Raw genomic sequence first — 20,609 nt, forward strand, 5'->3', positions numbered from 1 at the left:
GCCGACGGCCGCGGTGACGACCCCGCCCGCGCAGGGCGGCACGACGCCCGCGCCGCGCGCCGTGGCCTCCGCCGACCGGGCGCACTGACCGGGCGGCCTGGACGGCCTCGTTACCGTGGAGCCGCGCCGGGCCGGCGTCAAGGCCGGACAGCGTCCGCCGGCTCCGCTCCGCGACCAGGCAAAAGCGATCATTATGATCCGTTGGGACAGATCAACATAATCGTTGTCGTCCAGCTGACAATGTCGATTATCCACCGCCCCGTAGTAGTTGTCGGAGCATGCCTATACGGTGCGGGCCATGTCCTCTCGGCCTCCCGTTCCCCGACCGAGCACCCCAGGCCCTGCCGGCTCCCGTATCGCCTCGGGCGGCTTCCGGTGCAGCGGATGCGGTGCGGAGGCCGTCAAGTGGACCGGTCGCTGTCCGCGCTGCCAGGCGTGGGGGACGGTCGAGGCACAGGTTCCCCCCGCCCGCACGGCCCACCGGGTCAGCGGCCGCGGCCTGGCGGCGCGGCCCGCCGCGGTGGTCACGGCGCCCGCGCGCCCGATGCCGGATGTCGACATCACCACGGCCCGCAGCCGTCCGACCGGCGTCACCGAGCTCGACCGGGTGCTCGGCGGCGGGTTCGTGCCCGGGGCGGTCGTCCTGCTGGCCGGGGAGCCGGGTGTGGGCAAGTCCACGCTGCTGCTTGAGGTCGCCGCCCGTAGCGCCACCTCCGGCGCGCGGGCGCTGGTGGTCACCGGTGAGGAGTCGGCCGCGCAGGTGCGGCTGCGGGCGGGCCGCACCGGGGCGGTGCACCCGGAGCTGTGGATAGCCGCCGAGACCGACCTGGAAGCCCTTCTCACCCACGTCGACGAAGTTCGCCCTGAACTGCTGGTCGTCGACTCGGTACAGACCATCACCACCGCCGCGGCGGAAGGCGCCGCCGGCGGGGTCACCCAGGTCCGTGAGGTGACCGCGGCGCTGATCCGGGCGGCGAAGGCGCTGGACATGGCCACCGTCATCGTCGGCCACGTGACCAAGGACGGCACCGTTGCCGGGCCTCGCCTGCTCGAGCACCTCGTGGACGTCGTCCTGCACTTCGAGGGCGAGCGCCACTCGTCCCTGCGCCTGGTCCGGGCGAGCAAGAACCGTTTCGGCCCGTCCGACGAGGTCGGCTGTTTCGAGATGGGCGACGGCGGCATCCGCGGGGTCGCCGACCCCAGCGGGCTGTTCCTGTCCCGCTGGCACGACGGCGGGCCGATGGACGGTGTGGCGGGTACCTGCGTGACGGTCACGGTCGAGGGCCGCCGGCCGCTGGTGGCCGAGGTGCAGGCGCTGGTGGCGAGTTCGGCCGCGGCCGTGCCGCGCCGGGCGGTCTCCGGGCTGGACTCGGCGCGGGTCGCGATGATCCTCGCCGTCGTGGAACGCCGTGGCCGCGTCCAGCTGGGGAAGTCGGACGTCTACGCGGCGACCGTCGGCGGTGTCCGGCTCGCCGAGCCGGCCGCCGACCTGGCGATCGCGCTGGCCACGATCAGCAGTGTCGAGGACCGCCCCATCCCCGGGGACCTGATAGCGGTCGGCGAGGTCGGCCTGGCCGGTGAGGTCCGCTCGGTGGGCGCGGTCCGCCGGCGCCTGACCGCGGCCTTCAGGCTCGGCTTCCGGCGGGCGCTGGTACCCCCGGACGCCGGCCCGGCACCCGAGTACATGACGACGATCGAGGTTTCCGACCTGGGCCAGGCGATACGGCACATGTACGGCGCGAGCGAATGAAAAACACATTCGGTGAAAACACCGCTACAACAACGCAGGAGCGGCATGGCAAAGCAGCCGGCCCGATACCATGACCAGGGCGGGACACCCCGACACAGAGGGAGCCAGATGGCAGGATCACCCGGGGATGACACCTTCCGGGCGACACTGGCCACTGTCGCCCCCGGTACCCCTTTCCGGGACGGGCTCGAGCGCATCCTGCGCGGCCACACCGGTGCCCTGATCGTACTTGGTCACGACAAGGCGGTCGAAGGCATCTGCACGGGCGGTTTCGAGCTGGACGTCGAGTTCTCCGCCACCCGGCTGCGGGAACTGGCGAAGATGGACGGCGCGATCGTCCTGTCGTCCGATCTCCAGCGGATCGTGCGCGCGGCCGTCCACCTGGTGCCCGACCCGACGATCTTCACTGAGGAGTACGGCACCCGGCACCGCACCGCCGAACGGGTCGCCAAGCAGAGCGGGTACCCGGTGATCTCGGTCAGCCAGTCGATGCGCATCATCGCGCTGTACGTGGCGGGCCGGCGTTACGTCCTCGACGAGTCGGCCGCGATCCTGTCCCGGGCCAACCAGGCGCTGGCCACGCTTGAGCGTTACAAGATGCGGCTGGACGAGGTCGCCGGCACACTCTCCGCGCTCGAGATCGAAGATTTGGTCACCGTTCGTGACGCGATATCGGTCAGCCAGCGCCTGGAGATGGTCCGCCGCATCGCCGACGAGATCGAGGGCTACGTCGTCGAACTGGGAACCGACGGCCGGCTGCTCTCCCTCCAGCTCGAGGAGCTGATGGCGGGGGTCGAGACCGAGCGAGAACTCACCGTCCGTGACTATCTGCCCTCCGGTGGCAAGGTCGGTACCGCCGCCGAGGTGCTGGCGCAGCTGTCCGCGATGTCGTCGACGGAGCTGCTGGACCTGACCGTGCTCGCCCGCGCGCTGGGCTTCCCCGGCGGCGCGGACGTGCTCGACAGCCAGGTCAGCCCCCGTGGCTACCGCATGCTGGCCAAGGTGCCCCGGCTGCCGCGGCTGGTGGTGGACAGGCTCGTCGACCACTTCAGCACCCTGCAGAAGCTGCTGGCCGCCGGCGTGGACGACCTGCAGGCGGTCGAGGGCGTCGGCGAGGCGCGCGCGCGGGCCGTCCGCGAAGGGCTCTCCCGTCTCGCCGAATCCAGCATCCTCGAACGCTACGTGTAACCAGAACGCTACGTATAACCGGAACGCTACGTGCGACCGCCGCACCGCGGGTGGAGCCGCCGCAGGCCCTGATCCGCCCGGCCGACAGCCGTGCCAGGATGGCGGAGATGGCATCCACCGCGCCCGATCAGGCCAGCCCGGCCCCGGTGGCGGCCTCGGCCGCCGTGGCTTGCGATCCCGCGGCCGCTCCAACCGCCGGGGCCGGCCCGCGGGCCGTGCCGACGTTCGCCGATGCCGTCCTCGGCTGGTACGCGGCCCATGCCCGTGACCTCCCCTGGCGGCACCCGGACGCGGGCCCCTGGGCGGTTCTCGTCAGCGAGATCATGCTGCAGCAGACGCCGGTGAACCGGGTGCTGCCAGCATGGTGGGCCTGGCTGGACCGCTGGCCGGCCCCCTCCGCGCTCGCCGCGGAGCCGGCCGGCGAGGCCGTCCGCATGTGGGGACGCCTGGGCTACCCGCGCCGGGCGCTGCGGCTGCACCAGGCCGCGGTGGCCATCACCGAGAAGTATCACGGCTCGGTTCCCGACGACCTGGAGGATCTGCTGCGGCTGCCGGGGGTGGGGACGTACACCGCCAGGGCGGTCGCCGCGTTCGCCTTCCGCCAGCGCCATGCGGTGATCGATGTCAACGTCCGGCGGCTCGTCGGCCGGGCCGTCGAAGGCCGCGACGACCAGCGGAGCGCGGTGTCACGCCGGGATCTGGAGCTGGTCGAGTCCCTGCTGCCCCCGGACGCCGAAACCGCGGCCCGGGCCAGTGCCGCGTTCATGGAGCTCGGCGCGCTGATCTGCGTCGCACGCACCCCGCGCTGCGCCGCCTGCCCGCTGCGGCCGGAGTGCGCCTGGCAGCGAGCGGGCAGCCCGGCCGCCACCGGTCCGGCCCGGCGTGCGCAGAGCTACGCCGGGACCGACCGGCAGGTGCGCGGAAAGCTGCTCGCGGTGCTGCGCGAGTCACCCACCCCGGTGCCCCAGGACGCCCTCGACGCGGTGTGGGACGAGCCGGTGCAGCGCGGCCGCGCGCTACGCGGCCTGCTCGACGACGGCCTCGCCGTCACGGTCGCGCCCGGCGTGTACGCCCTGCCCGGCGAACACTCCTGGCCCGGCGCGTAGGACCTCCACCCGACCTGCTTGCGGACGGACGCCGGTCATGGCCCGGGGCCCCGGGCCCGGCGATCCCGCCGGTATTTGCTATAAAGCAAGGGAAGGTTTCGCAAGCAGCCGGCGGCAAACTGGCCGACCAGAAGTAAATGGTACCGATGAGCGTAATTCGTAAGTGGCTTGAATTGCTCGGAAAAAGGACCACACAGTTGGCCGCGAACACATCGGGCCGGATTGCTAACTTCGCATCGAGGAGGCCCGAACATGGACACCTACGGCGACCCTGTTCCCGAACCCCGAGGCATGCCCGCCCCGACGCCGGCCTCGCTCGCCGAGGTGGTGACGGTACGGCGCGGCCCACTGGTCGACCACGAGCTCGTTCTCACCACCGGAGCGACCGCGTCCGACGTGACGTCCGCGATGATTCTGGTGCCACCGCAGGCAGCGCTGGTGAGCTTCCACGGCGACGTCGACCTGTCACTGGTCTTCCGGGAGACTCCCCGGGGCCGTGGCGACGGCCCCGACGACCTGGCCAGGCCGTCCATGTAGGGCGTGCGGGCCGTGAAGGAAGGCCACATCGCCTCCGGGCGGGTGGGCCGCACGGGACAGCCAGGCAATATCGTGGGCGGGTGGCCATACTCTCTCCCCGCGGCGAGGACTTCCCTCGCTGGTATCAGGACGTGCTCGCCAAAGCCGAACTGGCCGACAACGGCCCCGTCCGGGGAACCATGGTCATCCGACCGTACGGCTACGCGATCTGGGAGCGGATGCAGGCCGACGTGGACGCCCGGATCAAGGCGACCGGGGCGGTCAACGCCTACTTCCCGCTGTTCATCCCGGAAAGCTACCTGCGCCGGGAGGCCCAGCACGTCGAGGGCTTCAGCCCGGAGCTCGCGGTCGTCACCCACGGCGGCGGCAAGGAGCTGGAAGAGCCGGTGGTGGTCCGCCCGACCAGCGAGACCGTGATCGGCGAGTACATGGCGAAGTGGACGCAGAGCTACCGCGACCTGCCGCTGCTGCTCAACCAGTGGGCGAACGTGGTGCGTTGGGAACTGCGCCCCCGGCTGTTCCTGCGCACCAGCGAGTTCCTCTGGCAGGAGGGGCACACCGCGCACGTCGACCAGGTGGACGCTGCCGCCTACGCCCGCCGCATCCACCTCGAGGTCTACCGGGAGTTCATGACCTCGGTGCTCGCGCTGCCCGTCCTCGTCGGCCGCAAGACGGCGAAGGAGCGCTTCGCCGGCGCCATCAACACCCTCACCCTCGAGGCGATGATGGGTGACGGCAAGGCGTTGCAGATGGCGACCAGCCACGAGCTCGGGCAGAATTTCGCCCGCGCCTTCGACATCGGCTTCCTGGGCGCCGACGGCCAGCGGCACCTGGCATGGACGACGTCGTGGGGCTCGTCGACCCGCATGATCGGCGGTCTGATCATGGCGCATGGTGACGACAACGGGCTGCGGATACCCCCGCGGCTGGCGCCCGTCCAGGTAGTAGCGCTGCCTGTGAGGGACGACGCGGCGGTCCTCGAGCGGGCCTCCCGGATCATCGAGGGGCTGCGGGCCGCCGGTCTGCGCGTCCAGCTCGATGCCCGGCCCGGCCTGTCGTTCGGCCGGCGGGTCACCGACGCCGAGCTCAAGGGCATCCCGGTGCGCGTCGAACTCGGCCCGCGCGACCTTGCCGCCGGCAGCGTCACGCTGGCCCGCCGCGACACCTCGGAAAAGATCAACATACCGCTCGACGACGTGCTGGCCCGGGTGCCCGCGCTGCTGGACGACGTCCAGCGGAACATGTACGACACGGCCCTGGCCGCCCGTGACGCCCGCACCCGCGACGTGGCGGACCTCGCCGAGGCGGCCGAGGCGGCGTCGGTGGGCTTCGCCCGCCTGCCGTGGGCCGCCGTCGGTGACGGCGGTGAGGCCAGGCTCGCCGAGGAGTCGTTGACCGTCCGCTGCATCCAGCGGCCGGACGGCACGCTCCCGGACAGCGCGGACGAGCCCGGCCTGGTCTGCATCGTCGCCCGCGCCTACTGATCGGGCCCCGCGCCGGTTAGCCCTGCCGTCCCCGGGTATTTCCAAGATCGGGCCTGTGACGCCCGACCGCCGGCACGGCCACGCTGACACGTGGCTCCCGCCCGAGCGGACTCCGCTCCGAGCGGGAACTGCCGTGCTGTCGCACGCACGGCCGTGAGCATCGAGGAGAACGGGAGCAGGCTCATGGGCGAGAATCCGGACAAGATCAGAACGGACATCGAAATGACCCGGTCCCGGCTCGCCGAAGAACTCGGCCTGCTGTCGGAACGGGTAAGTCCGGGCCGGGTGGCGGGACGAACCGCGCAGGATGCCCGTGTCGCCGTGACCCACGCGCGGGAACGGGTGGTCAGCGGCACGGCCGACGCCCGTACCCGGCTCGCCGGATACGCGGGCGAACTCGGGCCCAAGGTGTCGACAACGGCCCACCGGGCATCGGTGACGGCGCACAGGGCTTCGGCCGGCGCGTACCGGGCCGGGCAGACCGCGGACGAACTGGTGCACCGGGCCGGCCAGAACCCGCGGGTCGCCGCGGGCACCAGAAAAATCCGGGAATCCACGGGCCAGGTGGTACGGACAACGCGCGACCGGGCCGCGGGCAATCCCGGTGCCGCCCGGGCCGTGGCGGCCGGTGCGGCCGGTATGGCGGTGACCGGCGCGGTCGTCCTCACCGTCATGCGGTGGCGTCGCCATCGGAACTGGTACGGATAAAAGCTCACCTCGGGGCACCGCGCGGCCGGGCACGAACCCGACCAGGCACGAACCCGACCAGGCACGAACCCGACCAGGCACGAACGCGACCAGGCACGAACGCGACCAGGCACGAACGCGACCAGGCACGAAACGGCCGGGCAGGTGGCCGCATACCCGCTTCGGTCAGAAGATCGAAGGCGTGTCGACGGCCGCCTGCCCGGCCGGGTTCTCCCGCGTCATCCGCGTCCCCGGGCCCGCCGTGTTTCCGTGTTTCCGGAATTCCCGGGTATCACCGGTATCACGGTCCTGTGGTCCCGGCGCCAACGGCCTCAGGCGGTTGTGGTGCGGATGTCGTGCGTGCTCCGCGCTTCCCGGGTGTCCCGGGTGTCGGGGGTGTCTCCGGGCCTGTCCTCGGACGGGGCCGTGGCCGATGTGGCGCCGTCCCATACCACGGTGCGGTCCCGTCCCAGCGCCTTGGCTTTGTACAGGGCCCGGTCCGCCATGCCGACCAGCTCCGCCTGGTCCGAGACATGCGCGGGAAAGGCGCAGGCGCCCACCGACACGGTGGCGGAAAGCGAGGTGTCGGCATTCACCGTGATAGGGCTGGCGGCCACCCTGGTCCGCATCCGTTCGGCGACCGTGCTGAGCTCGTCCAGATGGACGTTGGGGGCCAGCAGCGCGAACTCCTCACCGCCGTAGCGGGCGAGCACGTCACCCGGGCGGGTGGTCCCGCGCAGCCGGACGCTGATCTCGGCGAGCACCCGGTCGCCCGCCGGGTGGCCGTAATGGTCATTGATCGCCTTGAAATGGTCGACGTCTATGATGAAGAGAGCCAACAGGCCGCCGGTACGGCGTACCCGGGCGAGCTCTATCGGTAGCTCCGCCTCAAGAAAACGGCGGGTGTACAGGCCGGTCAGCCCGTCGGTGATTGCCAGCCGACGCTGGTCGGAGAGCAGGACCGTCATCCGGGCGATCGTCAACAGGAACATCAGGGTCCATGCCACGGCGGTCACCGGAATGTCGTAGGTGATCCCGCGGGCGTACTGCGTGAGCATTGTGGCAGGTGCGGCCAGGGCGGCGCCGAACAGAACGGCAAGGCGACATCGGCCCAGGCCGACGTCGCCGGCCGGAGCCGGATCGGCGATACGGGCCATTGCCGGATGCAGCGCCGCCGCGCCCAGCGCGAGCGCCCCGGCGAGCCAGAGCACGTCCAGGATGTTTCCCGGCTGGTAGCTGCCGTTCAGCCGTTGCAGGCCGTACAGCGTGTCCGCCGTCATGACCGCCACAAGGTTTCCCATGAGAAGGAAGAAGGCCGATGACTGACGGCCGGATCCGAGAAGCAGCCTGAGCCCGATCGCGAACAGGACGAGATCCAGCGCCGGGTGCCCGAGCAACAGGACGGCATCACCCAGCCGGCCGGGGCCGCCGCGGACATAGGGCCCGACAAGATAGACCCACTCCAGCATGATCACAGCGATCGCGAGCGTTCCGGCGTCCAGCAGGCCAGGCAGGTCACGCCCGGGGGCGCGGTACCGGACGAACAGCACCAGGCCCGTCACGGCGAAGGGGTAACGAAGCAGGAAGAAGGCATCGGAGACGGTCCGGAAAGCCGTGGCGCCGAGCACGTCGTAGAACAGGCAGTGGGCCATGACGGCGGTCACGTACGCGACCTGGCCGGCCCCCAGCAGCAGCCAGGGCAGCCGCGGCGCGGGGCCGGACCGGGCGACACCGACGAAGAACGCCGCCACCGACGACACGCCGATCAGGCAGTAGAGCGCCATCCGCCCCGTATCGCGGACGGGTGTCAGCCGGGATCCGATCACGAGGGCGGCGCCGGCCGTCAGGTAGAGCAGCCACGGCCGGCCGACGGCCTGGCCGGAATCCGCCCGTCCCCGCCCCATCAGGTCGCCCCCCGGCGGCAGGGTGGCCGACCGCGGAACCCGCCCGTCCGGACGGCTCGGCGAAATATCAGGGTTCGTGTCATCTTGGAAACCGCCTTCATGACGACGCCTTCGTGACGAGCCTTCATCACGAGACTTTCGTGACGAGCCTTCATGACGAGTGCCCGGACCCGTTCGGCGGCGCGGAAAATCTCATACCGACTATACGGCACAAAAATTGTACTCCGATGGGCAAAGCCCTCCAAATTACTTGGTGACGACGCCCGGCAACCGGCCCGGCCGGCTTTCCCGGACAGCTCCCGTGACGGTCGGCGTCAGCCGGCGGAGGTCTTCCGGCAGCCCGGGACGCCGACTCCGCCGAAGCGGCTTCCAGGCCTTCCGGGCCGCGGGCCCACGGCCAACAGAATCATGATCGCGGAACCTTGGGCCCGCCGGGAAGCCGGAGCAGCGGGCCTGCCGGACCGGCTTCCGGACCACCCGAGCGAAAGCGGTACAATCACGCTCCTCATGATCCACTGGGAAGCCGCGACCGCCACTACGCGTGACGCAAAGCGGCTTCGCCGCCGTACTCCACCCTGTTCCTCCGCCGCGTCGCCATCTCGGCGCGGACGGCTGGTCCGCGCCGGCGAACGACCGGCCGGCCGGCCCGCCGGAGGACAACAGCGGGTACCCCAAAGCATCACGTGACCGACATCCCTTACGTCGCCTTGTTCGTCCATCTTCGGGTTCAGTCAAACAGTATGGAGGAATGCTTTTCTCTACCGACGTATGGGTCCGTCCTGTCCGCAGCGTGGCCACCAGGGGCAGCCGGGAGATCCGTGCGCTACGCACCGCCGTCGGCCCCCCGTGGCGGGGTGGCCGGCACCGGCGACCAGCCTGGCCACGCGGCCTGCGAGGCTGGCAGGACATCGCCATGGAGCTCGGGACCGGACAGCGGGCGTTGCTTGTCCACGCAGCCACGGACGCCGGCGGCGGCCCGGGTGCGGCATATGCCACAGACCGGTTTTGTCACAGCCGGGCAGGTGACCGGAAACACCGCCGCCGGACGACGTCACAGCACGGGGACGGGCAGTGGGAAGCGGCGCCGCGGGCAGTCCCGCGGGCTTCCGAATACGAAACGGGACGTATTTGCCCGGACGGCCCCGAAGACCCCGGGCAGACCCGGGCACGGCCGCACCGTACGCTGCCTCGCACCCCGGGGAGCTGGCCGTTGTGGACCTCCCCGAACGGCTTCCGGAGCGGCCGCGCCCGGCCGGGGGCAAACGCTCCGGAAAAACATGGCTGTGCCGTCCACGACCTGTCGGCGGCACGACGGGCACGGCTCTACCGGGCCAGCTGATTCCTGATACCGGGAACCGGTACGGCAACCTGCCAGCCTTTTATCTGTACACGAATTTCACGCACCGGTCCGAGAACGACGAGAGGATGTGATCAATCGTACGTTTGAACGTGGTGACCGGTTTTGTTCCCGCTCGGGAAAGTTGATGCGCTCACAGCCATAATGCCCGTCAGCTCGGTAGCGTGATCCCCAGGGTGGGGAAGTCGCAGGAGAGGAGCGGGCGTGCTGGCGCCGCTGACCGACGCTGATCCCCGAAAAATCGGGAGATACTGGCTCCAGGGACGACTGGGTGCCGGCGGGATGGGCGCTGTTTACCTCGGTTTCGACGAGGACGGCCACCCCATGGCAGTGAAGGTCGTCCGGCCGGAGCTGACTGGTGACGCGGACTTCCGGGAGCGGTTCCGCCGGGAGGTCGCGGCCGCGCGTCGCGTCCGTGGCAGGTTCGTCGCGGAGGTCCGGGACGCCGACGTCGACGCGGAACGCCCGTGGATGGCCACCGAGTACGTCGACGGTGTGAGCCTCTCGGCAGCCATCGGCGAGCGGGGGCGGCTGAGCGGATCCATGCTCGTCGACCTCGCCGCGAGCCTCGCCGACGCCCTTGCCGCCATCCACGCCGCCGGGCTGGTGCACCGCGACCTCAAACCGTCCAACATCCTGCTCGCCTGGGACGGCCCGAAGGTCATCGACTTCGGTATCGCCCACGCCGTCGACACGACCGAGCACACCCAGACCGGCCACATCATCGGGACGGTCGCCTGGATGGCCCCGGAGCAGCTCCGTGGCGAACGGGCCGGCCCCGCGGCCGACATCTTCTCCTGGGCGATGTGCGTGGCGTTCGCGGCGACCGGCCGCCACCTGTTCGCGGCGGACACACCCACCGCGTCCGCCCTGCGTATGCTGCGGGAGAAACCGGACCTCAGCGGCATACCGGATGGCCTCACCGCGCTGCTGCGGCGCGCTCTCGACCGGGATCCGGCCAGACGGCCCACCGCTGTCGAGCTCGTCACCGGCATCGTCCGCAACTACCCGGGCAGCGCCGACCTGGCGGACCAGGTCACCCGGCGGGTCCTGGTCGCCCCCCAGCCACCGCCGCCACCGATGGCCGGAGCTGGGGCCGGAGCCGGGACGGCCGACCGGGTGCGGCCCCCGCGCGTGGCGAAGCGCCCGGGCGCGCCCGCCGGCGGACGTCCTGGCACCGCAGCCGCCGGCGCCCTGCGCCGCTGGCAGCTCGCGCTGATCACCGTGGCCGCCGGCATCGCGCTCGGTGTGACCACCGGCCTGGTCATGGCCGTCGCCATGCGGGTCACCCCTGACGGCGGCACGAACCCGCCCGGCGCGATGGCGACACCGTCCGGTGCGCCTGCCCCGGGCGGCGGTGCGACGCCCCCGGCCGCCAGCAGGCCGTGGGTGTCCGCCCCGCCCGCCGCGGCCGGGCTCGCGCTCACCAGGCCGCCGGACAGCGTGGCATGGACGTCGGCGGAGCAGCCGGCGGGTACCCCACCACCCTCCCCGCAGCCAGAGCAGCCGGGCCAGCCCGCCCCCGCCCCCGGCGGCGGGAACGGCACACAGCCCTCGCCGAGGGCGCCGGCGACCCCGGCCGAACCGGCCCCCAGCGCGACAGCCCAGCCACCCGCCACCGCCACCCCGACGAAACCGGCGCCGACCTCGCCGGCGCCAGTCCCCAGCAGAACGGCCCAATCACCCACCAGCGCCCCGACGAAGCCACCGGCCTCCCCGTCCGGGGCGCCCACCACGGCGCCGGCCGGCCCTCCATCCGCCGCGGCCTCGCCCGCGGCGGCCTCGCCCGCGGCGGCACCGCCGCGGGCCTCCTCCACCCAGGCGGTGTCGCAGACGTCCAGGCCACGGCCCACAGCACGGCCTCGATCGCCGACGAACCGCGACCAGCGCGCACCATCGAAGCCGGCCGGCCCAGCCGGAACAGCCGGAACAGCCGGAACAGCCGGGCGGCCAGTGGCCACAGCCGGGCAGGGGCCCGCGAACCCGAGCGCCACCACGGACGCCGCCACCAGCGGCGGCGGCTTCACCCCACGAGGCCCCGCGCGAGCGGACCCGGCGCGACAGGGCCCCACACGACAGGGCCCGGCGACACGGACGGCTGTCATCCATCCGCCGCGCATGCCCATCGGCACGATCTCCGACAGCGGTGCCAGCGATCACTCGATCCGGGTGCGGACGCCCCTCACCCGTGGCGGTGGATGGCTGCCACGGACGCTGACGGACTGGCTGACCGGTGCCGCCGGGTGGCGCGACAACCACGGCATCCACTGGTTGCCCGTCGTCCACCCCTCGCTCCTGCATGTGCTGGCTGTCACCGTCGGTGCTCTCCCCCTCCTCCGGGGAGCCGGCCCGACGACGCGCCCACGCCGGTGCCCGTCCCCCGCGGTGCGCCGCTCCCCCGGCCAGGCCAGTACGTCCGATGGCGGGTATTCCCTCACCTTCACGGCCTGACATACCCACGTCACGCTGACTCACAGTCACCTGATGCGATCTTTTGGTGACCGTATGCTCATGGCAGGCGGCCGGGGCCGCGGCAGGCGCAGCTGTCGCGGCCCCGGCCGCCTACGGGGCTCGGATTCCGATCAACCCCGCGAGCGATGCCGGGCCACCGCCGGTGGGGCCCGGCCCTGCCCGCGATTCGCGGCCGGTCGGCGGCCCGAGCGCCGACCGTGATCCCCGGGACGCGGAGGAGCCTGTGACCCACTGCCCGCCAGGCCCTGACATGACGGCCGGCCGCGCCGTCCTCGTCCAGGACAGTCCGTGATCACGAAGAACGCGCGTGACGTCCCGCCGAAGCACCGGCGCGAGGCCACCCGGCCGCCGCCCGGCCAGCGGGTACTTGTCGCGCGCGCCATGGTGCGCGCGGCCCTGAGCATCGTCGCCCAGCTGTTCCTGTACTACCTGCTTCCCTTCGGACGGTCCCTCGGGGGCGGCGTGCACGCGGGCCTGGGGATCGCGCTGGCCGCCGCCCTGCTGGCGTTCGCCGGCATCGTCGGCATCCAGATCCGGCGTATCGCCCGGTCCGCCTACCCCGGGCTGCGCGCCGCCGAAGCCTTCGCCGTGTCCCTCCCGCTGTTCCTGCTGATCTTCGCGGGAACCTACTTCGTGCTCGGACGTGAACAGGCCTGCGCATTCACCCAGGCGATGACGCGCACGGACGCCCTGTATTTCGCACTCACCGTGTTCACCACTGTCGGTTTCGGCGATATCGCTCCCGTTACCCAGACAGCCCGGATCATCACCATGATTCAGATGCTCGGCAATCTCGTCGTGGTCGGTCTTGTCGCGCAGATTTTTCTTGGCGCCATCACCGCCGGGATACGCCGCCGCGCTAGCCGGGAGCCCGAGTGAGTGCGGCCGACCGCGCCGGCCGCCCGGCCGGCCGGCGACGGCGGTCATCAGCCAGCGACAATCCGGTCGCCGACCGACCAGCCCGGCGATCCTGACGACCAGCAGGACCAGGCCGACGGGACCGGCCGGCAGGACCAGGCCGGCAGGACCAGGCGGGCGGCACGGCCGGCCGTCCAACGGGCATGACAGCCGGCGGAGCCGGCGTGAACAAAACGAGCGAAACAGGTGAAACGGGATAGGTGTCCTACAGAACTCCGGGCGACGCACCGCACCCGTGACACACGACGATAGAATCCCGGCACATATCCGGGGAAGCCCCCAGTGACCGAAGATACCAACCAGGATGCCATCAGAATTATACCTGCGAAAGGGCCGGGACGTGACGACAGGTGAGCCGTCGTGACAACAGGTGACTTACACCGTGGTCCCACGGTGCGTCGCATCGTCCTGGGCTCCCAGCTCCGTCGATTACGTGAAGGCAGGGGCATCAGCCGGGAGGCCGCCGGATACAGCATCCGGGCTTCCGAATCGAAGATCAGCCGTCTGGAACTCGGCCGTGTCAGCTTCAAGGAACGCGACGTCGCCGATCTGCTCACCCTCTACGGTGTCACGGCCGAAGCCGAACGGGAGCCGTTGCTGTCCCTGGCCCGGGACGCCAACCAGCCGAGCTGGTGGCAGAACTACGGCGATGTCCTGCCGGGCTGGTTCCAGCCGTACATCGGGCTGGAGGAGTCGGCGACGCTGATCCGGTCCTACGAGGTCCAGTTCGTCCCGGGCCTGCTGCAGACCGAGGACTACGCCCGCGCCGTCATCGCTCAGGGCGGCCGGGGCTCCCCGCGGGAGGACGTCGAACGCCGGGTGAACGTCCGGATGCAGCGGCAGCACATCCTGGCCCGCCCGAGCCCTCCACACCTGTGGATGGTGCTGGACGAGGCCGCCCTGCGCCGCTCGATCGGCGGAACCAAGGTGATGCGCGCCCAGCTTGAGCACCTGATCGCCCTGACCGAGCAGCCGAACGTCACGCTCCAGGTCATGCCCTTCAGCTTCGGCGGCCACGTCGCCGAAGGTGGCGCGTTCAGCATCCTGCAGTTCCCCGAGGCGGACCTGCCCTATGTGGTCTACCTCGAGCAGCTTGCCGGCGCCGCCTACCTGGACAAGCTGGAGGACGTGGACCGCTATCTGGCCGCGATGAACCGCCTGTGCGTCGACAGCGTGCCACCGGAACGCGCCGCCAGCGCGATCAATAAGATCATCAATGAGATCTGATGCGGTCGCCCGGTGGAACCGGCCGGCGTATCGGTCACCTTCAGTAAATATTGCGGATCTGACATCACGGACCGCGATCGCCGACCGCAGCCACGGCCGACCGACCAGCCGGCACCGCGGCAGCCGGTCGTCGATATGCCGCTGTGTACTGATGTATCCGGATGTCTCCGAACTTTCCCGGAATTCGGTAGAGAGGTACTAGAATTTCCTGAGCTGAGACCCGGCGTGCAGCGGACGCCGGACGGAAGGATCTGACATGGGACTTGACGCAGCGGACGAGGAACAGCCACCAGCCAGCCTCAACCCGGACGTGCCGCACATCGCCCGGATCTACGACTACTGGCTCGGCGGCAGGAACAACTATGCCGCCGACCGCAAGGTGGCCGAAGAAGTGCTGGAGGCCGTGCCCATCACTTCTGTGAGCGTGCTGGCGAACCGCGCCTTCCTGGGCCGCGCCGTACACCATCTGGCCGCCGAGGCCGGCATCCGCCAGTTCCTCGACATCGGCACCGGCCTACCGTCCGCCAACAACACCCACGAAATCGCCCAACGGGCCGCCCCCGCCGCACGCGTCGTCTACGTCGACAACGATCCCATCGTCCTCGTCCATGCCAAAGCACTCCTGACCAGTTCCCCCCAGGGCGCGACCACCTACCTCGAGGCCGACCTGCGCGACCCCGGCACGATCCTGACAAAAGCCGCGGCCATCCTGGACTTCACCAAACCGGTGGCACTCATGCTGATCGCGATCCTGCACTGCGTCCGCGACGAGGACGACCCGTACGGCATCGTCGCCACCCTGGTGGACGCCATCCCCGCCGGCAGCTACCTGGTGTTCTCCCATCCCGCCAGCGACATCATCTCCGATGGGATGCGCAAGGCCTCGACACGTATGAACACCTCGATGGCCGAGAAAGTCACTTTCCGCGCGCACGAGCAGGTCCTGCGGTTCTTCGACGGCCTGGAACTGCTGGCGCCAGGCGTGGTCCCGACCACCCGGTGGCGGCCCGAGCCCGGAGCCGACACCACCCCCATGCCCGTCTGGGCCGGCCTCGCCAGAAAGCCATAGGAACCATCGGAACGCCGTCGGCCCCGCGTCCAGCCAACGCGGCCCGCCCCGCCGGACCAGGCCGGCGGGGCGGCACCGTCAGCCCGGCCCGCAGATATCCTTCCCCACGATGGCGGTGGCCGGGTCGAATCTTTCGTGGTATGCCGGCTGGCCGGGTTCGGTGTCGGCGTAACCGAGCGGCCGGCCCGGGGCAAGCAGCCCCTTTTTCATGGCTTCGCAGTCGAAATCCCAGTACAGGGCGCCCCTGCCACCGATACCGCTTATTCCATCCCGGCCTGCCGGTGCCGTTCCCGGCCGGTAGAAGGTGATATCAAGATCACGATGCACCGTGAGCAGCGCCCGGAAGGAATCACGGCGCAGCGGATACACATACACGTGGTTCGCCGTGACCACCAGCGTCCCCGGCTTTTCACCAGGAGCGTAGGTGATACTCCCCTTCGCCCGGGCGTCAGGGGCCGCCAACGTCACACCCGGCGCGAAACGCGCGGCAGGGAAAAGAATCTCGTCGTTTTTCGACGGATCGGCGGCCGTCTCCTGGATGGACTGCCGTAGTCCGTTGTTCATGGTCGCGTACACCGGACCGAGGTCACCGCCGAACACCCGGGGATCCAGGTAGGCGGCGACCAGGAGCTTCTTCGCCTGTTGCAGGGCCGTCTCGACCTCGGCCGCGGTGAAGGAGCCGGTGTCGGCCGCGGCGGGCAGGACAAGCCCGTCCGCGCCGGCGGCGAAACTCGCGGCCGGGGTGCCAGCAAAAGGATCCGCGGCGGTCGGTGACGCCGCGTTCCGATCGTCCCGTATCCGGTGCAACAGCGGCAGGCCGAACAGCACGCCCACGCAGAAGGCCGCGACGAGAACCACCGTGACAGCCAGCAGGATCCGGCGGACCATGGCCCGCCGCCCCCGGCGGGCGTGCCTGTCGAGGACTTCTCCCCACGGGTCGTACTGATGAATACCTACTGAAAGCCCTTGTCAAGGGAGAAAGGTGATGAAGCTGACAGGCATGACATAAGGCCGCGGGGCGCATCGACCGACTTCTGGAACGGGCGGCCCGAGCCGCACGGCATGAAGATCAACAGAATGTTGGCCGGATGTCCCGGATACCGGGGCTCGGCCGCGGCCATCCTCGGCCAGGCCGGCTGATCACGGCCTGGCTGATCACGTTCTGGCCGGTTCCGCTCTGGCCAGCCCCTGGCCGGGCGGGGTGTGCTCGGGACGCGGTATCGCGGGCCGTCACTCGTCGGTGAGGCAGGTCAGGCCCCAGGGGCGGTTGTCGACACGGGTCATGACGAGGGTGGCCCGGCGGGTACCGGAGAGCTTCAGGCGTTTACGCAGCTCGTCGACGTCACCCGCCAGGCCGCGCCGCCGGATGTCGACCGATCCGATGTCCAGCGCGCGCAGGCGGGCGGGCAGCTGCTTCTGGTTCCACGGCGCGGAGTCGATGACGCGCAGCGGACGGCCGAACGGCGTGCGTATCGGTGCGTCCGCCGACAGGAAGGCGATTCTTTCGTCGATCTTCCAGGCGCCAAGTTCCCGGGCCAGCTCCGCGACGAGCCCGGCACGGGTGACAGCCGGGTTCGGGTCGAGGAGGTATTCACCCGGCGCCCGCACCGGCACCGCGGGCGCCCCGTAGCCCGCCGGCGCGGGGGTGAGCGTGTGCCCGCCGGGCAGGAGGGTCGCGCGGGTGCCCGTGGTGGCCAGCGCCGGGGACCAGGCCACCGCCTCCTTGAGGTCCCTGCCCACGGCGATGAACTCCAGCTCCCAGCCGGCGGGCACGGCCTCCCGCGGAAGCCCGGGAGCGGCCTTGATCCCCACCTTCGCGACCCGTCCGGCGAGCTCCAGGCACCAGGCCAGCGGTGGCTCGCTGTCACCGGTGCGCAGCCGCCGCTGACCGGCGCGCCGGGCCGGGTCGACGAACACCGCGTCCGCCCCCGCCAGATCGACGTCGCGGACGTCGGAGAGAACGGTCGTCACGCTGCCCCCGACGCCCAGGACGTCCGCGTTGGCCCGCGCGACACGCAGATGGAGCGGGTCGACGTCCACGGCGATCACCCGGTGGTGCCCGGCGAGCGCGAGCATGTCCCCGCCGATACCGCAGCACAGGTCGGCGACGGTATCCCCGGCCGCGTACCGCGAAGCGGTGTGCTCGGCCACGACCTGCGGCGACGCCTGTTCCAGGCCGGCGCGGGTGAAGAACATCTCCATCGCCCGGCTGAACTTCGCCCCGGCCGCCGTCCGCAGCTCGTGCTGGCCCAGCGCGTCGACCACGAGATCCGTCGGATAGTCGACACGCAGCCGCGTCCCGAGGCGCAGCGCCTGCCGCGGGCCGGCCGTTCCCCTGGCTCCCCCGCCTCCGCCGATGCCGCCGCCCGCACCGGCTTCGCTGGCGAGGCGATCGAGCAGTTCGCTCCCGCTGGACGTCAGCAACGCCTCGAAGCGCGCCACCCGCGATTCCGTTTCGTCTCCCTTCCCGCGACGGCGGCCTGCCGTTGGGAGGAAACGGGAAGACCGAAGAGCGCAAAGAACTCAGGCCCCATGATCCAAAAAAGGATCACAGGGCCTGCGTGGTCGGGGTGGCGGGATTCGAACCCACGACCTCTTCGTCCCGAACGAAGCGCGCTACCAAGCTGCGCCACACCCCGTGACCACCACGAAGTCTACCTGATCCGCCGGCCATCCTCGGCACGGGGTGGCCGGACAGGTTCGCGGGGAGCGGCTCCAGCCCCCGGCAGCGGCACGAAGGCCGCGACAGCGCCCACCTCCACCACGGGCCACGCTCACCCCCACGGGCCACGGCGCCGGGTCCGCGCGGGGCGTCAGGTCCATGCGGCCGGCGCGAGGGTGATCAGGGTGGCCTCCGGCCGGCAGGCGAACCGGACCGGCGCGAACGGGGACGTCCCGAGGCCCGCGGAGACGTGCAGCCACGACGAACGCCCGCCGGCCTCGTAACGGGACAGCCCGCGGACCCGGCCACGGTCGAGGCCACAGTTGGCGACCAGCGCCCCGACGAACGGCACCCGGATCTGCCCGCCGTGTGTGTGGCCGGAGAGCGTCAGCGCCACCCCGTCCGCGGTGTAGGCGTCCAGCACCCGGGGCTCCGGGGTGTGTGACAGCCCCAGCACCAGATCGACGTCGCCGTCGTCGCGCGGGCCGAGCACCGCGGAGAGATCGTCCCGCCCGAGCCTGGCGTCGTCGACGCCGCGGACGTCGATCCGCAGCCCACCGGCGCGCAGCGTCGTCCGGCTGTTGGTCAGGTCCAGCCAGCCGCTGTCGGCGGTCAGGCTCTTGGCGAAGCCGGCCCAGTCCAGCGGGGTGCCCTTCGGGGTGGAGACGTCCTTGGGCAGCAGGTAGCGGTGCGGGCTCTTCAACGTCGGCGCGTAGTAGTCGTTGTTGCCCGGCACGAACACCCCGGGGAAGCCGGACAGGGACGACAGCGCCAGCAGCGTCGGCTCGTCGGCGTCCGGATGCGCCAGGACGTCACCGGTCAGCACCACCAGGTCGGGCACCAGGCGGGCGAGATCCCCGATCCACTCCAGCTTGCGCTTCTGGTTCGGGGTGATGTGCAGGTCGGAGATGTGCAGGATACGCAGTGGCGGTGCGTCCCGCGCGAGCATCGGCAGCACCACCCGACGCAGGGTGTAGGCGGTGCGCTCGTAGCCAGCGGCATATGCCAGGGCAAGGGCACCTGCCGCTCCGAGCCCGGTGGCCGTCCGACCGACAGTGCGCCCCCGCGCCCCTGAAGGTGACCGTTTCAACCGTCGCCCACTCGTCATCGGACAAGTGTGGCTCAGGTTGCGCTGTGATGGGCGGCTCGCGGGGCGCGTCGCGTACGCCGTGACCGACCGGACATCCGCCGCCGGCACCTGCCGGGCCGGCCGTCGGCGCCCGCCGAGGCCAGAGCTGGTCCGGCAGCCGACCGGTACGTGGGTGGACGTGGCCGCAACGGCCGTGGAGGGCGGTGCGATGGCCGGGTCAGCCGCCGCTGGGGCCGAGGGCGTCGGCGGGGGCGGGCAAACCCGCGGGCCTGGGCTCCTTCAGCTCGATGAAGATCGAGTGCGTGTCGGTGCCGCCTGTGTTCTCGCCGCTGTGCCGTTGGGCGTCGAGCCAGCGCGCCTGCCCGGCGGGGAGATCGACCTCGGCCTGCCGGCCACCGGCGCTGATCCTGCGCCGGAACGAGGTCAGGGTGACCATGACGCTGTCGGGGTGCTCGTGGGGGCTGGTCCTGTCACCGGGCCGGTCCCGGTACTCCAGGATCCGGACCCGGTCGTTCTCAAAGATCACCTTGTAGAGGTCGGGGTCCGTCACCGCCGGATCCAGGCACATGGCCACCTCACCTGCCTCACCATCATGATCCGTCCCATCATCATGGGATTCACATGTCCAACATGGGACCCATATTCCATGGGATGAAAGTACTATGATGGAGATGTCGGTTCCATATGAGCTGACGGGACGCCGCCAGCAGAAGGCCCGTACCCGCGACGCGCTGGTCACGGCCACCCGCAGGCTGCTCGCCGAAGGGGTGACCCCAGGCGTCGAAGACGCCGCCGCGGCGGCCGGGATCTCCCGGACGACCGCGTACCGCTACTTCCCCAACCAGCGCGCCCTGCTGCTCGCCGCCCACCCGGAGATCCAGCACGAGTCCCTGCTGCCCGACGACGCACCGAGCGACCCGCTGGCCCGGCTGGACCTGGTGATGCGGGCCCACCTGCGCATCACCCTCGACTGGGAACCGCAGCTACGCGCCGCCCTGCGGCTGTCACTGGACGCTGCTGCCGATGCCCAGCCGCCGGTGCTGCGCCAGGGGCGTGCCATCGGCTGGATCGAACGCGCCCTGGCACCTCTGCGGGAGACCCACCCCGACCTCGACCCGCACCGGCTGGCCGTCACGATCCGCTCCGCCGCCGGTATCG

Annotated in this window: 16 protein-coding genes and 1 tRNA gene; 11 read left to right on the forward strand and 6 right to left on the reverse strand. The window is 71.0% G+C overall.

Translation table 11 applies throughout. The features are described 5' to 3' along the window. Window positions 1-298: 298 nt before the first annotated feature. The 6 genes from radA to NBW84_RS11500 all read left to right on the forward strand — a co-directional run bounded on the left by radA (window position 299) and on the right by NBW84_RS11500 (window position 6,773). Window positions 299-1,750 (forward strand): DNA repair protein RadA, encoded by a 1,452-nt coding sequence (radA, locus tag NBW84_RS11475; protein ID WP_250284417.1) that lies wholly within the window; start codon window positions 299-301, stop codon window positions 1,748-1,750. 108 nt (window positions 1,751-1,858) lie between these two features. After that, complete coding sequence (gene disA, locus NBW84_RS11480) at window positions 1,859-2,938, forward strand: DNA integrity scanning diadenylate cyclase DisA (RefSeq protein WP_250284418.1); 1,080 nt, start codon at window positions 1,859-1,861, stop codon at window positions 2,936-2,938. Window positions 2,939-3,036: 98 nt separating this feature from the next. Further along, a complete protein-coding gene (locus tag NBW84_RS11485) occupies window positions 3,037-4,044 on the forward strand; it encodes an A/G-specific adenine glycosylase (RefSeq protein WP_445548575.1) in 1,008 nt (335 codons plus the stop codon). Between the two features lie 252 nt (window positions 4,045-4,296). Beyond that, the gene (locus NBW84_RS11490) at window positions 4,297-4,581 is read left to right on the forward strand and encodes a hypothetical protein (RefSeq protein ID WP_250284420.1); all 285 of its coding nucleotides are present in this window, start codon (window positions 4,297-4,299) and stop codon (window positions 4,579-4,581) included. An 80-nt stretch (window positions 4,582-4,661) separates the two neighbouring features. Further along, the gene (proS, locus tag NBW84_RS11495) at window positions 4,662-6,065 is read left to right on the forward strand and encodes a proline--tRNA ligase (RefSeq protein WP_250284421.1); all 1,404 of its coding nucleotides are present in this window, start codon (window positions 4,662-4,664) and stop codon (window positions 6,063-6,065) included. A 183-nt stretch (window positions 6,066-6,248) separates the two neighbouring features. Further along, entirely contained in the window at window positions 6,249-6,773 is a 525-nt protein-coding gene (locus tag NBW84_RS11500) for a DUF3618 domain-containing protein (protein ID WP_250284422.1), read from the forward strand. 311 nt (window positions 6,774-7,084) lie between these two features. Here NBW84_RS11500 and NBW84_RS11505 read toward each other — a convergent pair whose 3' ends face one another. After that, window positions 7,085-8,656, reverse strand: a complete 1,572-nt coding sequence (locus NBW84_RS11505; protein ID WP_250284423.1) for a GGDEF domain-containing protein — start codon at window positions 8,654-8,656, stop codon at window positions 7,085-7,087. Window positions 8,657-10,217: 1,561 nt separating this feature from the next. Between NBW84_RS11505 and NBW84_RS11510 the strand changes: the two genes are divergently transcribed. The 4 genes from NBW84_RS11510 to NBW84_RS11525 all read left to right on the forward strand — a co-directional run bounded on the left by NBW84_RS11510 (window position 10,218) and on the right by NBW84_RS11525 (window position 15,699). Continuing rightward, window positions 10,218-12,464, forward strand: a complete 2,247-nt coding sequence (locus NBW84_RS11510; RefSeq protein ID WP_250284424.1) for a protein kinase domain-containing protein — start codon at window positions 10,218-10,220, stop codon at window positions 12,462-12,464. 309 nt (window positions 12,465-12,773) lie between these two features. Further along, window positions 12,774-13,364, forward strand: a complete 591-nt coding sequence (locus NBW84_RS11515; protein WP_250284425.1) for a potassium channel family protein — start codon at window positions 12,774-12,776, stop codon at window positions 13,362-13,364. 399 nt (window positions 13,365-13,763) lie between these two features. Beyond that, window positions 13,764-14,630, forward strand: coding sequence for a helix-turn-helix domain-containing protein (locus NBW84_RS11520; RefSeq protein ID WP_250284426.1), 867 nt, complete (start codon window positions 13,764-13,766; stop codon window positions 14,628-14,630). A 256-nt stretch (window positions 14,631-14,886) separates the two neighbouring features. After that, the gene (locus NBW84_RS11525; protein WP_250284428.1) at window positions 14,887-15,699 is read left to right on the forward strand and encodes an SAM-dependent methyltransferase; all 813 of its coding nucleotides are present in this window, start codon (window positions 14,887-14,889) and stop codon (window positions 15,697-15,699) included. A 78-nt stretch (window positions 15,700-15,777) separates the two neighbouring features. Here the strand turns inward: NBW84_RS11525 and NBW84_RS11530 are convergent, their stop codons facing one another. From NBW84_RS11530 to NBW84_RS11550, 5 genes are all read right to left on the reverse strand, one after another. Next, entirely contained in the window at window positions 15,778-16,587 is an 810-nt protein-coding gene (locus NBW84_RS11530) for a hypothetical protein (RefSeq protein ID WP_250284430.1), read from the reverse strand. Window positions 16,588-16,929: 342 nt separating this feature from the next. Beyond that, window positions 16,930-18,141, reverse strand: coding sequence for a THUMP-like domain-containing protein (locus tag NBW84_RS11535; protein WP_250284432.1), 1,212 nt, complete (start codon window positions 18,139-18,141; stop codon window positions 16,930-16,932). Window positions 18,142-18,261: 120 nt separating this feature from the next. After that, a tRNA-Pro gene (locus NBW84_RS11540) sits at window positions 18,262-18,338 on the reverse strand. A gap of 174 nt (window positions 18,339-18,512) precedes the next feature. Then, on the reverse strand, window positions 18,513-19,451 hold the full coding sequence (locus NBW84_RS11545; RefSeq protein ID WP_250284434.1) for a metallophosphoesterase: 939 nt from the start codon (window positions 19,449-19,451) through the stop codon (window positions 18,513-18,515). Window positions 19,452-19,668: 217 nt separating this feature from the next. Beyond that, window positions 19,669-20,019: a cytoplasmic protein gene (locus NBW84_RS11550; protein ID WP_250292844.1), complete on the reverse strand. Its 351-nt coding sequence runs from the start codon at window positions 20,017-20,019 to the stop codon at window positions 19,669-19,671. A 94-nt stretch (window positions 20,020-20,113) separates the two neighbouring features. On the opposite strand from NBW84_RS11550, the gene NBW84_RS11555 reads away from it, so the two are divergent. Further along, window positions 20,114-20,609 (forward strand): TetR/AcrR family transcriptional regulator (locus NBW84_RS11555; protein WP_250284438.1); only part of this gene is annotated, 496 nt, incomplete at its 3' end.

The organism is Protofrankia sp. CiP1_Cm_nod2 (genome assembly GCF_920664355.1).
Lineage (GTDB): Bacteria > Actinomycetota > Actinomycetes > Frankiales > Frankiaceae > Protofrankia.

Excerpts from the sequence above, each read along its gene's own strand:
- radA (WP_250284417.1), top strand. The coding sequence starts at position 299 with ATGTCCTCTCGGCCTCCCGTTCCCCGACCGAGCACCCCAGGCCCTGCC.
- NBW84_RS11505 (WP_250284423.1), bottom strand. The coding sequence starts at position 8,656 with ATGGGGCGGGGACGGGCGGATTCCGGCCAGGCCGTCGGCCGGCCGTGG.
- NBW84_RS11525 (WP_250284428.1), top strand. The coding sequence starts at position 14,887 with ATGGGACTTGACGCAGCGGACGAGGAACAGCCACCAGCCAGCCTCAAC.
- NBW84_RS11490 (WP_250284420.1), top strand. The coding sequence starts at position 4,297 with ATGGACACCTACGGCGACCCTGTTCCCGAACCCCGAGGCATGCCCGCC.
- NBW84_RS11530 (WP_250284430.1), bottom strand. The coding sequence starts at position 16,587 with ATGGTCCGCCGGATCCTGCTGGCTGTCACGGTGGTTCTCGTCGCGGCC.
- NBW84_RS11500 (WP_250284422.1), top strand. The coding sequence starts at position 6,249 with ATGGGCGAGAATCCGGACAAGATCAGAACGGACATCGAAATGACCCGG.
- NBW84_RS11485 (WP_445548575.1), top strand. The coding sequence starts at position 3,037 with ATGGCGGAGATGGCATCCACCGCGCCCGATCAGGCCAGCCCGGCCCCG.
- disA (WP_250284418.1), top strand. The coding sequence starts at position 1,859 with ATGGCAGGATCACCCGGGGATGACACCTTCCGGGCGACACTGGCCACT.
- NBW84_RS11550 (WP_250292844.1), bottom strand. The coding sequence starts at position 20,019 with ATGTGCCTGGATCCGGCGGTGACGGACCCCGACCTCTACAAGGTGATC.